The 13,287-nt window shown below is 72.7% G+C and carries 12 protein-coding genes; 1 reads left to right on the top strand and 11 read right to left on the bottom strand.

Annotated elements, in window-relative coordinates:
• From hemB to IF00_RS0136505, 10 genes are all read right to left on the bottom strand, one after another.
• A complete protein-coding gene (hemB, locus tag IF00_RS0136550) occupies window positions 1-1,020 on the bottom strand; it encodes a porphobilinogen synthase (RefSeq protein ID WP_030325713.1) in 1,020 nt (339 codons plus the stop codon).
• A gap of 109 nt (window positions 1,021-1,129) precedes the next feature.
• Entirely contained in the window at window positions 1,130-1,930 is an 801-nt protein-coding gene (locus IF00_RS0136545; RefSeq protein ID WP_030325711.1) for an aspartate/glutamate racemase family protein, read from the bottom strand.
• A complete protein-coding gene (locus IF00_RS0136540; RefSeq protein WP_030325709.1) occupies window positions 1,899-3,179 on the bottom strand; it encodes an FAD-dependent oxidoreductase in 1,281 nt (426 codons plus the stop codon). The genes IF00_RS0136545 and IF00_RS0136540 overlap by 32 nt, the downstream gene beginning before the upstream one ends.
• Window positions 3,176-4,003, bottom strand: a complete 828-nt coding sequence (locus IF00_RS0136535) for a maleate cis-trans isomerase family protein (RefSeq protein WP_245234727.1) — start codon at window positions 4,001-4,003, stop codon at window positions 3,176-3,178. Before IF00_RS0136535 ends, IF00_RS0136540 begins: the two co-directional genes overlap by 4 nt.
• Before the next feature lie 181 nt (window positions 4,004-4,184).
• Complete coding sequence (locus IF00_RS0136530; protein WP_030325706.1) at window positions 4,185-4,604, bottom strand: tautomerase family protein; 420 nt, start codon at window positions 4,602-4,604, stop codon at window positions 4,185-4,187.
• Between the two features lie 148 nt (window positions 4,605-4,752).
• Window positions 4,753-5,367: a LuxR C-terminal-related transcriptional regulator gene (locus IF00_RS0136525; protein WP_030325704.1), complete on the bottom strand. Its 615-nt coding sequence runs from the start codon at window positions 5,365-5,367 to the stop codon at window positions 4,753-4,755.
• 104 nt (window positions 5,368-5,471) lie between these two features.
• Window positions 5,472-6,401, bottom strand: a complete 930-nt coding sequence (locus IF00_RS0136520) for a DMT family transporter (RefSeq protein ID WP_030325703.1) — start codon at window positions 6,399-6,401, stop codon at window positions 5,472-5,474.
• Window positions 6,402-6,619: 218 nt separating this feature from the next.
• Window positions 6,620-7,645: a LysR family transcriptional regulator gene (locus IF00_RS0136515; protein WP_037639945.1), complete on the bottom strand. Its 1,026-nt coding sequence runs from the start codon at window positions 7,643-7,645 to the stop codon at window positions 6,620-6,622.
• Between the two features lie 32 nt (window positions 7,646-7,677).
• Window positions 7,678-8,595 (bottom strand): TIGR03619 family F420-dependent LLM class oxidoreductase, encoded by a 918-nt coding sequence (locus tag IF00_RS0136510; protein ID WP_030325699.1) that lies wholly within the window; start codon window positions 8,593-8,595, stop codon window positions 7,678-7,680.
• On the bottom strand, window positions 8,592-9,896 hold the full coding sequence (locus IF00_RS0136505; RefSeq protein ID WP_030325697.1) for an MFS transporter: 1,305 nt from the start codon (window positions 9,894-9,896) through the stop codon (window positions 8,592-8,594). Before IF00_RS0136505 ends, IF00_RS0136510 begins: the two co-directional genes overlap by 4 nt.
• Before the next feature lie 218 nt (window positions 9,897-10,114).
• Here IF00_RS0136505 and IF00_RS0136500 point away from each other — a divergent pair, with 218 nt between their 5' ends.
• Window positions 10,115-11,848 (top strand): glutamate--tRNA ligase, encoded by a 1,734-nt coding sequence (locus IF00_RS0136500; protein WP_030325696.1) that lies wholly within the window; start codon window positions 10,115-10,117, stop codon window positions 11,846-11,848.
• Between the two features lie 45 nt (window positions 11,849-11,893).
• Here the strand turns inward: IF00_RS0136500 and IF00_RS0136495 are convergent, their stop codons facing one another.
• Complete coding sequence (locus IF00_RS0136495) at window positions 11,894-13,276, bottom strand: hypothetical protein (protein WP_030325694.1); 1,383 nt, start codon at window positions 13,274-13,276, stop codon at window positions 11,894-11,896.
• Between the last annotated feature and the right edge of the window lie 11 nt (window positions 13,277-13,287).

Raw genomic sequence — 13,287 nt, 5'->3', positions numbered from 1 at the left:
TCACCGGTCCAGCGTCTGGGCGAACTCGGAGGCCCAGTAGGTGATGATCTGCGTGGCGCCCGCGCGGTGGATGGAGGCGAGGCTCTCGCGGACGACCTGGTCGCGGTCGATCCAGCCCTTGGCGGCGGCCGCCTCGACCATCGAGTACTCGCCGGAGACCTGGTAGGCGGCGACGGGCACCTGCACGTGGTCGGCGATGAGCCGGACGATGTCGAGGTAGGCGAGGGCGGGCTTCACCATCACCAGGTCGGCGCCCTCGGCCACGTCCAGCGAGACCTCCAGGAGGGACTCGCGGATGTTGCCGGGGAACTGCTGGTAGCCCTTGCGGTCGCCGCGAAGGGTGGACTCGACGGCGTCCCGGAAGGGGCCGTAGAAGTGCGAGGCGTACTTGGCGGAGTAGCCGAGGATCGCCACGGACTGGTGGCCCGCCCGGTCGAGCGCCTCGCGGATGCGGCGGACCTGGCCGTCCATCATGCCGCTGGGGGCGACGATCTGGGCGCCCGCGTCGGCCTGGACGACGGCGGCCTGGGCGTACAGCTCGATGCTGGCGTCGTTGTCGACGTCGCCGTTCGCGTCCAGGACTCCGGTGTGGCCGTGGTCGGTGTACTCGTCGAGGTTGATGTCGCCGATGATCACGGAGGAGTCGCCGACCTCGGCGACGACGTCGCGGAGGGCGACCTGGAGGATGCCGTCCGGGTCGACCGCGCCCGTGCCGGTGGGGTCCTTGTGCTCGGGGATGCCGAAGAGGATGAGCCCGCCGACTCCGTTGGCGACCGCTTCGGCGGCGGCCTTGCGGAGGGTGTCACGCGTGTGCTGGAAGACGCCCGGCATGGAGGGGATCTCCCGCGCCTCGGTGAGGCCTTCGCGGAGGAAGAGGGGCTGGACGAGGTTGGCGGGGCCGACGCGGGTCTCGGCGGCGAACCGGCGCAGCGCGGGCGTGCGGCGCAGCCGGCGGGGGCGGTAGTAAGGGGCGGCGGGGTCGGTGGCCGCGGTGTTGCGGCCGTAGGCGTCGTACGTCATGAGCGTGACTCCTTCGAGGGCGTGGCGGCGTGCGGAGAAGGGGCGCTGTACGGAGAGGAGGTGAGGTGCGGGACGAGGAGGGCGCGCGAGGCGGCGGACACGGCATCTCCTAGAGCGCCTCGCCGAGGAACACCTGCTCCAGGTGCTTGGCGACGGGCTCGTCCGGGCGGCTGAACCAGTAGCCGTGCCCGCTGCGCTGGAACAGCTTCAACTCCCCCAGCTGGACCAGGGTTTCGGCGAGTTTGACCGCGAGCCCGGCCGGGTCGACGACGGGCAGGCCGTGCAGCTCGTGGATGCCGAGGTGCCAGAGGATCTCGTTGGGGATGCCCTCGGCGGGGATGATGACCTCGGCCCCGGCCCGCGCGGCACGTTCGGCGGCCGCCGAGTACACCTCGACGAACTGGTCGAAGTCACCGTCCAGGGACCGGTGCACGGAGTCCCAGCCACCGGGGACGACCTCGTACGAGCTGAGCGAGGACTCCAGGCGGTACTGCCGGATGTTGGCCCGGATGGGCTCCTCCAGGGGCGGCATGAAGCCCAGGACGCCGAAGCGCTGCCCGGTGAGCGCCGAGAGGAAGAAGGCCGTCTCGCCGTAGCCGAGGGTCGGGATGGAGGCGAGGTGGCGGGCGTCGCGCAGGCCGGGGTCCTGGCCGGCGGCGATCACCCAGGCGTCGTAGCCCTCCCGCTCCGCGACGAGCGCGGACTCGGAGAAGTGACGGCTGAAGAGCACCTGGGCGGAGTGGTGGCCGACGAGCCCGAACGGCGTGGCGTCGGGGTAGGTGTCGGCCGGCAGGGTCTTGATGTCGATGGTGGTGCCGGGTGCGGCGATCGCGTCGAGATGCTCGCGGTACCACTGGTCGAGCAGCGGCAGGCGTCCCTCAACGGTGTGCTTGTGAAACCAGATCCGCATGTGCGTCACCTTTCAGTGGTCGTGGTGCGACGTCGAGAAGTGATGCCTTGAGCAGGTAGTCGACGGCCGAGCGGGGGTCGGCGGCGGTGCGCCGCAACGAGGCGAGCCGGGACGGAAGTTCGGCCGCGCTGTCCAGTCCGGCCGTCCGGGCCTCGCTGCGCGGGATGACCGCCGTCTCGACGACCGATCGGCGCCGTTCGAGGGCCGCGTCGAGCACCGCCTCGCCCGGGGCGTCGCCCCGCAGGACGGCGGCGAGTGCCCGGCCGGTCTCCACGGCGTCGTGGATCCCGCAGTTCATGTTCAGACCGCCTGCGGTGGATGTCAGATGGGCCGCGTCCCCGGCGAACAGCACCCGGCCGGCCCGGTAGCGGGGCAGCAGGAACCGCGCGAGCCGGTAGGTGTGGGCCTCGGCGATCCGGACGGCCCTCCCGGCGGCGCCCGGCAGGGCCTGCTCGACCCTGGCCCGGACGGCTTCGGGCGCGAGCACGGCGTCGCGGTCCGTCCCGCGCGGGATCCGGAAGATCAGCCGCCAGTGGTCGGGCATGCCCAGGGCACTGAACGAGGCCCGGGCGTCACGGACGTAGGACAGCGGGGCGAGCCCGGGAACCAGCTCGTCGAGCGGCGTCCCGGTGACGACGCGGAGCGCGTAGTCCGGGTACTCCTCGGCCGCGCCGGGGAGCCCGGCGAGCTCACGGAGCGGGCTGCGGCTGCCGTCGGCCGCCAGGACGTAGGGGTGACGGGAGACGGTGACCCGCCCCGCCGCGTCCTCGGTACGCAGGCGCACCCCGCCGCCGGTTCCTCCGCCGCCGATCTCCCCGCCGCCGAGGTGTTCGGCCCCGGTGACGGTGGTCCCGAACCGTACGTCGGCGAGACCGGTGGCCGTCAGCTCGGCGAGCAACAGCGGTGTGAGCCGGGCCTGTTCGACATGGAGCCGGTACGGGTGGCCGGTGTGCCCGGCGAGCACGGAGTAGTCCAGCTCGGCGTGGACGACGCCGTCCAGGTCGCGCCACTGGACACGGTCGACCGTACGGCCCTGGCGGCGCAGCGCGGCGGCGACGCCGAGCTCGTCGAGGAGGTCGAGGGTGGAGGGGTGGAAGGTGGACGCGCGGGACTCGGCGGCCAGTGTCTCCCGGGACTCCAGGAGCGTCACGCGGACGCCGGTCCGGGCGAGGACGAGCGCGGCGGTCAGCCCCACGGGCCCGGCGCCGACGACGGCGACCGGCCCGTGGGAGGCGGTATCGCCGCTCACGACACGGCCACGGCGGCATCGCGACCGGCCGAGTCGGCATCCCGACCGGGCACGGCATCGCGACCGGCACCCGGTACGCCGGCCCTCGCGCCGGTCCGCTCGGCGAGCCGGCGCAGCAGCGGGTGCGCGTCCGGGCCGTCGGCCGGCAGGCCGAGGGCGTCCCGGGCCCACCAGGCGCTCGCCAGGTTGGAGGTGAGCAGGGTGCGCCCGCTGTCCCGGCCGAGCTCGGCGAGCGCGTCGAAGGTGAACATGCCGGTGCCGGTGAACAACAGCGTCGCGTCCTCGGGGAGTTCGGCCTCACGCACCTGCGCGACGAGCTCCTCGGTGGTCACGTCGTACGGGGAGAAGCGGGCACCGGCCCGGATCTTCACCACCCGGTCGACGGCGAGTCCTGCCGACTCCCAGTAGGCGTGGGACAGTTCGGTGAGCCAGGGCTCGTACGGCGAGACCAGGACGAGCCGCTCGGCGCCCACCGCCCGCGCCGTGTCGAGGATGGCGAGCGCCGCCGACCGCACGGGGGCTCCCACGCGCTCGGAGAGCTCCGCACAGAGGGCCCGGTCGCCGTCCGGCGCCAGAAGGTAGTGCGAGCCGGTGCAGGAGACGACGGCCGCGTCGAGACGCAGGCCGCCGAAATTCCCCAGCACATCGGGGAGTACGTCGTTGTACTTCTCCAGCCGGCCGCGGAGGTCTTTTCCGGGAAGGACCGGGAAGCGTGAGGTGTGGACATTGAACGAGGGGCTGACGAGGCTGCCGATCTCGGGTTCGGCCGCGGCGTTTCCCGAAGGAACCACCACACCGAGTCGCGGCGCCGAATGCAGAGCCATGAACAAGTCACTCCCATCCGTCGGTGCCATTGACATCACCGTACGAGCGGAACGGACCGCACATCGATACGGGATTCCGCACCCGTGGCCGGATTCTGCCGGATTCACCCACCCGACAAAGAAGGGCGCCGCACCGTGAATACGGTGCGGCGCCGTGGCGTCCGAAATGCGGAAGCGGAATTCAGTGGGCCCTGGCGGCCTCGGCGACGAATTCGTCGATCTTCGCCCGTCGGGTCAGTCCGCCGTTCACGGCCCAGTTCCCCTCCGGGATCTCGTTCACGACGAGCCAGACGACGGTGTCGGGCGTGGTCGCCTCCTGGACGTGCCGGGTGACCTCGACCGAGAGGCCTTCGTTGCGCTCGGGGGTGAGGAAGCCCTCCAGGGGCGTGACCACGACGAGGACCCCCGGGGCGGTGCCGGCCCCCGTGGACGCGAACCCCTTGGCGGCCTCGCGGACGTAGACCCAGGTGGCGGCGGCGAAGAAGTCGGTACGGGGCAGTTCCATGGCCGTCAGCACGGAGTCGGCGACCCGCTGCTGCAGGACCTCCGCGGCGGCCTCGGAGAGGGTGCCCTCGGGAACGGTTATCTCGACAAGCGGCATGACGAACTCCCCCAAGTGGATACGTACGGGAACAGGAACGGGTAGCGGAGCGAACGGGCGCCGGAAGGCACAGGCACGGGCGGAGGCGCATGTCTCGCGCTTGTGCTTGTGTGCGGACGCCTGTGGGTGTGTGTGCACGGCGGAAGGATCAGCAGGCCAGCGCCGCCTCGAACCGGTCGATGGCGGCGGCCAGTTGGGCGCGCCGGCGGATGTCGAGCTTGCGGTAGATGCGCGTGATGTGCAGCTCCACGGCCCGGGTCGACACCGTGAACGATTCGGCGATCTGCTTGTTGGTCAGGCCGTCGAGCATCATCGTGGCGATGCGCCGCTCGTGGGCGGTCAGCTCCTCACGGACGGCGACCTCCTCGCGTACGGCGGCCACCTCACGGACGGCCGGCGGGGCGGGCGCAGCGACGCCCCCGCGTATTCGCTCGTGGGTCCCGGCACCACCGGTGGACCGCTCCAGACCGGCGAGCACCACGTGCCCCATGACCGCGTTCCATTCACGGACCCGTAACTCGCCGATGACCTGCGCCTGGGCATAGGGATCGGCGTACAGGACCCGTAAGAGGGTGCCGCGGTCCCTGGCCTCGCAGACCAGGAGTTCTCCGGTACCGTCACGCCACGGTCCGCCGCCGAGCAGGATGCCGCGCGCGGCCATCCTTTTCCAATAGGTCCGGTGAGCCTCTCCGAAACTCAACCGGTCCGTCTCATTGCCACGGAAAACGAGTTCGACCACATAAGCCACGTACGACTCCCCCATAAAGGCCGGGTGTTTCCACTCGTGACGCTACCACCCATCACCCGCCCCATGAATGAACACAATGTTGCGGGCGGCGGCCCGGCAATTCCTGAGGGAATGGGCGGCTAATCGGCCGTCGCCGGCGTCGGTACGGGGGCGGCCTCGGGCGCCGGTTCGGGCGCCGGGCGCGGCTTGCGCCGGAGCAGGCCGGTGGCCGCGAGCACCGCGACCGCCCCGAGCCACACGGTCCAGCCGAGGGGCTCGTCGAGGACCACGGCGCCCAGAACGACGGCCACGGCGGTCATCAGATAGGTGACCGTGGAGGCCACGGTGGGCCCGTCCTTGATGATCAGCTCGAAGTTGAGCAGTGCGGCGAAGCCGGTGCAGACCACGCCGAGGACGAGGACGGAGATCACCGAGTCGGTGCGCCAGGTGATGCTCTGGAGCCCCAGGAAGGGGAAGGCGACCAGGAGGAGGACGGTGGCCGCGCCGAGCTGTCCGCCCGCGAGCATCAGAGGCGGAATGCCCCTGCCCACGAGGTACTTCCCCATGTAGGCGAAGCTGGCGCCGAAGCTGATGGAGCCGAGGACGAAGCAGAGGATGCTCCAACCGGTCCCGGCCGACGACGAGTTCCAGGGTGAGGCGATGAGCGCGGTGCCGCCGAGGCCGAGCAGCACGCCGCCGGCCTTGAAGCCGGAGACCCGCTTCTCCTGGCCGAGCAGCAGGGCTGCGGCGAGGGTCCAGATCGGCGCGCTGCCGTTGACGACCGCGGCGACGCTGCTCGATCCGTCGATCTCCCCCTCGGCGTAGAGGGTCCACGGGATGGCGTTGCCGAGCAGTGCGGCGACGGTCAGATGGCCCCAGGTGGCGGCCTCCCTGGGAAGCCGGAGGCCCTTGGCATAGCCGATGGCGAGGATGACGACGGCCCCGAGGGCGAGCCGGATCAGCACCATCTGCACGGGTGAGAAGCCGTACCCGGCGATCTTGATCCACAGGAAGACGGAGCCCCAGATGAGACTCAGTGCGGCCAGCCGCGTGTAGGTGGCTTTGGACATGGGTGTTCCCGCTCTCCGGAGGCAGACAGGCTCGGCAAGGAGTTGGAAGAGGAAAGGCGAAGGGGACGCGCGGAGCTCTCCGCGGTACGGGGTCGAGCCTCGCACCGGCGGTCGGACGGGTCCAGCAACGTCTGGTGGACGGTACCTTCCACCAGACGTGGCGAATCGCGTTCCCGCAGGTCAGTGGTGACGCGCCAGGTTCCGCCTACGGTGCCCGCTCAGCCGGCGACGGCCGCCCTTGCCGCCGTCCGCAGCGCGTCGAGGACGGCGGCGATCTCGGGGGACGTCTGGCTGCCCTCGCGTACGGCCGCGAAGACCGTCCGCGAGGGCGCCCGCTCGCTGAACGGGCGGATCGTCACCTCGGGCCGTGGGACCGGCTTGGCGAGGCGCGGCACGAGTGCGACCCCGAGGCCGAGCCGCACCGCCGCGAGCGTGGCGTCCCAGTCGCCGATGGCGTGGGAGGCCTGCGGGGTGAAACCGGCGGCCGTACACGCCGCGACGCCGATGTCATGACACAGGCCGGTCGTGGCGAAGATCCACGTCTCGTCGGCCAGGTCGGCGAGGAGCAGCCGTTCGCTGTCGAGGAGCCGGTGGCCTGCGGGGAGGGCGATGTCGAAGGGGTCGTCGCAGAGCACGACCCGGTGGAACCGCCCGTCGGAGCGCCCCTCGGAGCGGTTGTCGGGGCGGCTGTCGGAAGGATCACCGGACAGGCCGTCACGCGGTCCTTCGAGGCGCCCCTCCTCACCTCCGGAGCCCCCCGTGCCTCCCTGGCCCGCGGCGGGCCGGGTCGTGTCCGCGGAGATGACGACATCCGTCTCTCCGCGCTGGAGCAGGGAGAAGCTCTCCGGCGGGTCGACCTCGGCCAGCGAGGTCCGCAGCAGCGGCCGGGTCTCCCGCAGCCGGGCCACGGCGGGCAGGATGAGGGCCGAGAGGGTGGTGGAGAAGCCGGCGACCGCCACCTCGCCCCGCTCACCGCTCTGGTGGGCGGCGAGTTCCGCGCGCATCTGCTCGATCTGGGTGAAGACGGCGTCGGCGTGCCGCAGCACGATCCGCGCGGCCCCGGTGAGCCGCAGCCGGCGTCCGGACGGTTCGGTGAGCGGGACGCCCAACTCGCGTCCCAGGGCGCTGATCTGCTGCGAGACGGCCTGGGGGGTGAGGTGCAGGGCCCGGGCGGCCGCGCTGACGGTGCCGCGCTCGCTGAGTTCCCTCAGCACCCGCAGCTTTCGCAGGTCCGGATCGGTCACGTCGCGCGCCCCCTCCCGCTGCCGCCGTTCGGTCATCGTACGCAGCCGGCGTCCACGTCGATGACCTCCTTGGCCAGTGTCTCCAGGACGTCGAGGTCCCGGGCGGTGCGCCCCTCCTCGCGCCGGTCGCCCGGGTAGGTGGGGTCGAGGACGACGGCCCGCGCGCCCAGGTCCTGGAGGAGTCCGAGGTCGTCGGCGATCTGTCCCCGGGTGCCCTCTCCGAGCAGCCGTCCGGGACCGAGCGGCCGGGAGGTGACGCGGAGTTTGATCCGGGGGCAGACGTCGGGGACGGGCCGCTCGTGTTCCTCGGCGACCTGGCGGAGCGCGGGCAGTCCGACGCCGAGGAGCCAGTCGCCGGAGACGGAGGTGGGGTGCCAGGCGTCACCGAGCCGGACGGCCCGCCGGAGCGCGCCGTAGCTGTGGCCGCCGACCCAGACGGGCGGGCCGGGACGTTGCACGGGCAGCGGCCCGGTGTGCACCTCGCGGAAGGAGACGTGGGCGCCGTCGAAGGAGGCCACCTCGGTCGCCCAGCAGGCCTTGATCGCGGCGAGGTACTCGTCGCTGATCGCCCCGCGCTTGCGGTAAGGGACGTCGAGGACGGCGAACTCCCGGGCGGCCCAGCCTGCGGCGGCGCCGAAGACGAGCCGGCCGTTGCTGAACCGGTCGATGTTGGCGGCGACGCGGGCGGTGTGGACGGGATGCCGGTACGGGAGGATCGTCACCGTCGTCCCGAGCCCCACGGTCCTGGTGACGCCCGCGAGCCAGGCGAGGGTCGCGAAGGGGTCGTAGAACGGGGCGGGGAAGAGGTGCTGCACGTCCGGGGTGAGCGCGACGTGGTCGGAGACCATCGCGTAGTGGTAGCCCATCGACTCGACCCGCAGCGCCCAGTCGGCGAGGGCGTCGGGGGTGGCCTCGGGCCCGTAGTTGGGCAGATTGACGCCGAACTTCATGGCGTGTTCCTTTCCAGGGCCTCGGCCGCGGTCGCGTCCGCGGCTCCGGTCCCGTCTCTGTCGCGTGGGTCGGTCGCGGCGCCACGCGGCTCGGTGCCGGCATCACGCCGGTCGGGCCCGGCGTCACGGTGTCCGGTCCCGGCCTCGGCCTCGCGTCCGGCGAGCGCGCGCACCGCGGTGAGGTGGAAGAGGACTCCCGCGAGCGCGACCCCGGCGGCGGGGAGCGGGAGCCAGCGGGCGTCGAGCCCGTGGGCGAGGGCGAGGCCGCCGAGCGCGGAGCCGACGGCGCCGCCGAGGTAGGTGGCGGAGCTGTTGAGGCCGACGGCGGCGGCTCCCCCCTCCCCCTCCCGCGCGAGCAGTCGATGTTGCTGGGGTACGACGAAGGCCCAGCCGACCGCTCCCCACACGATCAGGGGCAGCAGGACGAGGCCGGGCACGGTTCCGGTCCACGGCAGCAGGGCCAGGGCGGCGCCGAGGGTGCCGAGCAGGGCGACCGCGAGCAGGGCGGGCCTCCCCGTCCGGTCGACGAGGGTCCCGGCGAGGAGGCTGCCGCAGACGCCGCCGATGCCCCAGACCCAGAGGTACGGCACGGCGCTGCCGACGTCGGCGACCCGGTGGAGGACCGGTTCCAGATAGGTGTAGAGCCCGAGGCTGGCGACGGTCTGGGTGAAGGTGACGGCGACGACCGCGGCGAAGCGGGGTCGGGTCAGGGCACCGAACCGGGCCCGCAGCGAGGGCGCCGCGGCCCCTCGTACCGGCGGAAGTGCGGTGCCCACCCCGGCCAGGGCGACCACCCCGAGGCCGGTGATCAGCCAGAGGGCGGTACGCCAGCCCGCGTCGGCCGCCACGAGCAGCCCGAGCGGCACGCCGAGGACCGTCCCCGCGCTCATTCCGCCGAGCACCAGGCCGAGGGCCCGCCCGCGCCGCTCGGGCGGTACGAGCGCGACGGCCGCGGTCGCCGCCGCCGGGGTGAAAAGGCCCGCTCCGGCACCGGCGAGGGCCCGGGTGCCGAGGAGTCCGGCGTACGAACCGGTCAGTGCGGTACCGGCGTTGGCGACGACGAAGACCACGAGCGCCGTCACCAGGACCGTGCGGGTCCCCCAGCGGGCGAGGACGGCCGAGAACAGGGGCGCGGCCAGGGCGTAGCAGAGGGTGAAGGCGGTGACGGACTGACCGGCGAGGGAGACGGAGACATGGAGGTCGGCGCCGATGTCCGGGAGCAGTCCCGCCATCGCGTAGGCGTCGGTCCCCATGGCGAAGGAGCCGAGCGCGAGCAGGGCCACCGCGCGCGTGCCGCCCATGACACCCCCTTTCGTTCCGCGTCCGCCGCGTCGTACGGAAGCGTCCGCCCGCGTCGTACGGAACGGCCCTCAGCACGCTACTGATCGTGCGCACCGCTCGGGGCCCACAGAGCCGAAGAGGGTTCGGAGTCCCGCAGCCTCGCGCCCCCTCTCGTCTCGAATCGGCCGGTCACCGGCCTACGGTGGACCGATCGAGGAACCCCAGGAGGGAGTCCACCGTGCTCGACCTGTCCGTCATCAACGCGATGTTCCCGCCCGATCTCCCGGAACCGGCCGACTGGCAGCGCCGCTTCCGGCCGCGCGCCCTGCCGGAGGGCGCCGAGGTGACGCGCTTCGCCCCGAGCCCCACCGGACATCTGCACATCGGCGGCCTCTACACGGCCGCCGTGGCGCGCGCCCTGGCCCACCAGTCGGGTGGCGTGCACGTGCTGCGCATCGAGGACACCGACCGGTCACGCCAAGTGGCGGGCGCGGCGGAGGAGTTCTCCCGGCTGCTCGCGGCCTTCGGGCTAGCGCCCGACGAGGGCGGGGTGACCGGTGCCGGGGAGTGGGGCCCGTACCTCCAGTCGGAGCGCCGGGACGTCTATCTCAGCCATGTGCGCGAACTGCTGCGGCGGGACCGTGCGTACCCCTGCTTCTGCGACAGGGAACGGCTGGCCCGCAGTGCGGAGGAGCAGCGGGCGGGCCGCTCGCCGATCGGCTACTACGGCCGGTGGGCGCCGTGCCGGACGCTGGCACCGGGGGAGGCGGCGCGCAGGATCGCCACCGGTGAGCCGTACGTCGTGCGGTTCCGCTGCCCGTACGAGTTCCCCGGCCGGGTCCGGTTCACGGACCGGATCCGCGCCGCGGTCACCATGCAGGACAACGGCAACGACATCGTGCTGCTCAAGTCGTCGCAGGAGGAACTCCCGCTGCCGACCTACCACTTCGCGCATGTCGTGGACGACCACCTGATGCGGGTGTCGCTGGTGGTACGCGGCGAGGAGTGGCTGTCCTCGACGCCGGTCCATCTCCAGCTCCACGCGGCGCTCGGCTTCGACCCGCCCGCGTACGCGCATCTGGCGCCCCTCATGAAGGCCGAGGGGCCCTCGCGGCGCAAGCTCAGCAAGCGCAAGGACCCCGAGGCGTCGGTGGACTACTACCTGTCCGCCGGATATCCGCCGGCCGCCGTCCAGCACTATCTGCGCGGTCTCGCCAACATCCGGCTCATGGACGTCCCCACGGCCGAGGCGCTCGCCGCGCCCGTCCGGCTCGACGGCATGCGCCCCTCGGGGCCGCTGCTCGATCTGCCCAAACTGCACTCCCTGAGCCGGGAGTTCATCGCCTCGCTCTCCCCCCACGAGCTGTACGGCCAGCTCCTCGCCTGGGCGGAGGAGTACGACCCGGAGCTCGGGTCCGTCCTCGCGCGTCAGCGGGGACTCGCCCTGGCGGCAGTGGCGGCGGGCCGGCCGGACGGCGCGCCCGCCCGGAAGGACCTCGACCGCTGGTCCTGCTTCCGCGACCGCTACGGCTTCTTCTTCGCGGAGCTCTTCGGCCCGCCTCCGGTCGCCGACGACGACCGCTACGGCGGCCTGGACCCGGATCTCGTGCGCCGGATCGCCGGCGAGTTCGCCGCCACGCTGGCCCACGGGCTCACCGTCGGCTTCGACGCCGGGTCCGGCGCCGCGCCCACAGGCGACCCGGCCGTCGACTCCGCGCGGGAGGGAAGCGGGGACGCCACGCCGGAGGAGTGGTACGGCGCGCTCCGCGCGCTGGCGGGGCGGCACGGTTACGCCCCCGACACGGCTTCCTGGCGCCGGGACCCGGAGCGCTGGGCGGGACCGCCGAGGGAGGTCGCGAACGTGGTCCGGGTCGCGCTCACCGGCGCCACCCGCAGCCCCGACCTGTTCGCGGTGGCCCGCGCACTGGGCCGGGACGAGGTGCTGCGCCGCCTCACCGCCGTGGCGGGGTGAGGCGGCGCAGGCTCGCATCGGTCCGGTCGCGCGTACCGGCTCCGGTCAGTTCAGCGGCACGCTCCGCAGCCCGGCCCGGACGCCCGCGGCCGTCGGCGCCGGGCTCTTGAGGAGACCCTTGTCGCTGGAGCCGGCGGGCGCGCCCGCGTCGACCGGGGTGGTGGTCATGGGCCGGGCGGCCGCGCAGCGCTGCTTCTCGGCCTCCGACATGGGTCCGGTGCGCTGGAGCAGCCGGTCGGGCACGGCACGCGAGGGTCCGTCGACGACGACGTGCAGGCGGTAGTCGTCCTTCTTGCTGACGAACCAGCCCTCGACCCGCTCGCGGCTCGGCTGCATCTCGACCCAACTGACCTCGCCGGGCTGGATCTTCTCCACGACGGTCCGCTGGTCACTGCTGAACCACTGCCAGGGCCGCTGCCAGACCTTCTCGTACGCGAGGGCGAACTGGGTGGCCATGGGGCGCTCCTTGATGCGCTTCTCGTCCTCCGTCCGGTCGCCCGACGTGGGCAGCCTGGCCACCTCGTTGAGCGCGAGGCCCGCGTCGGCGTAGGTCTGGGAGATGCTGTCGTGCCCGCGCTCGGAGTACGAGAGGAGCCGGGAGTGCTCCAGCGCGTTGCGGGTGCAGTTGACGAAGGCCTCGCCGATGACCCGCGCCCGGTCGTAGTAGCGGAAGGAGGTGCGGATGTCGGGCCGGAAGGTGCAGGCGTTCTCGCCGTTGCAGGCGGCGGCGGCGTTGTGGAGGGTGCTCTCGCGGTCGTTGCCCTTGTACGCCTCCGCGGTCCCGAGCGCGGTCTTGTTCACGGTCTTGTCCACGTCGGGCGGCACCTCGACCGCGCGGATGCGGGCGATCATCGGTGAACAGGTCACATGGGTACGGGAGTCGGTGACGCGTGAGGTGAAGGTGAGCAGCGGCTCGTTCTCGCTCGCGGTGAAGACGTAGGCGCGACCGGTCCAGCGCCCCTTGCCGGGCGTGCCCTTCACGCGGTCGGGGTCACCGGCGGTGGTGAGCTCCTGCACCGGGCCGCCGGAGCCGACGACCGCATAGGGCTGACCCGCGACGACCTGTTCCCCGGTGCACTCCTTGGAGACGGCGGGGCTGTCCTCGTACCGCACGGTGACCTTGGCGCCCGCGCGGACTCCGCGCAGCCGCTGTTGGAGGGTGTTGCCGTCCTTCTGGAGGGCGACGCCGTGGGAGGCGTCGGTGCGGCCCGAAGCGGTGGGCGAATAGCGCTGGTTGAGGCCGGTCCAGTGGTCGATTCCGACGGTGGTGGGGCCGTCGCCCCTCATGACGGGTTCGGCGAAGTCGCCGTTGAGGACGGGGACGGGCTGCTCGGCGGCGGCGGCCGAGGCGAGCGGGGAGAGGGGGACGACGGGCAGCAGCAGACCGGCGGCCCCGAGGACGGTGAGCGCCGAGAGGGAGCGGTTCATGGTGGGGACTC

This window comes from Streptomyces flavochromogenes, from assembly GCF_000717595.1.
Classification (GTDB): domain Bacteria; phylum Actinomycetota; class Actinomycetes; order Streptomycetales; family Streptomycetaceae; genus Streptomyces; species Streptomyces flavochromogenes.
The sequence above is the reverse complement of the archived record's forward strand: the minus strand, read 5'-3'. Positions and strand labels throughout refer to the sequence as shown.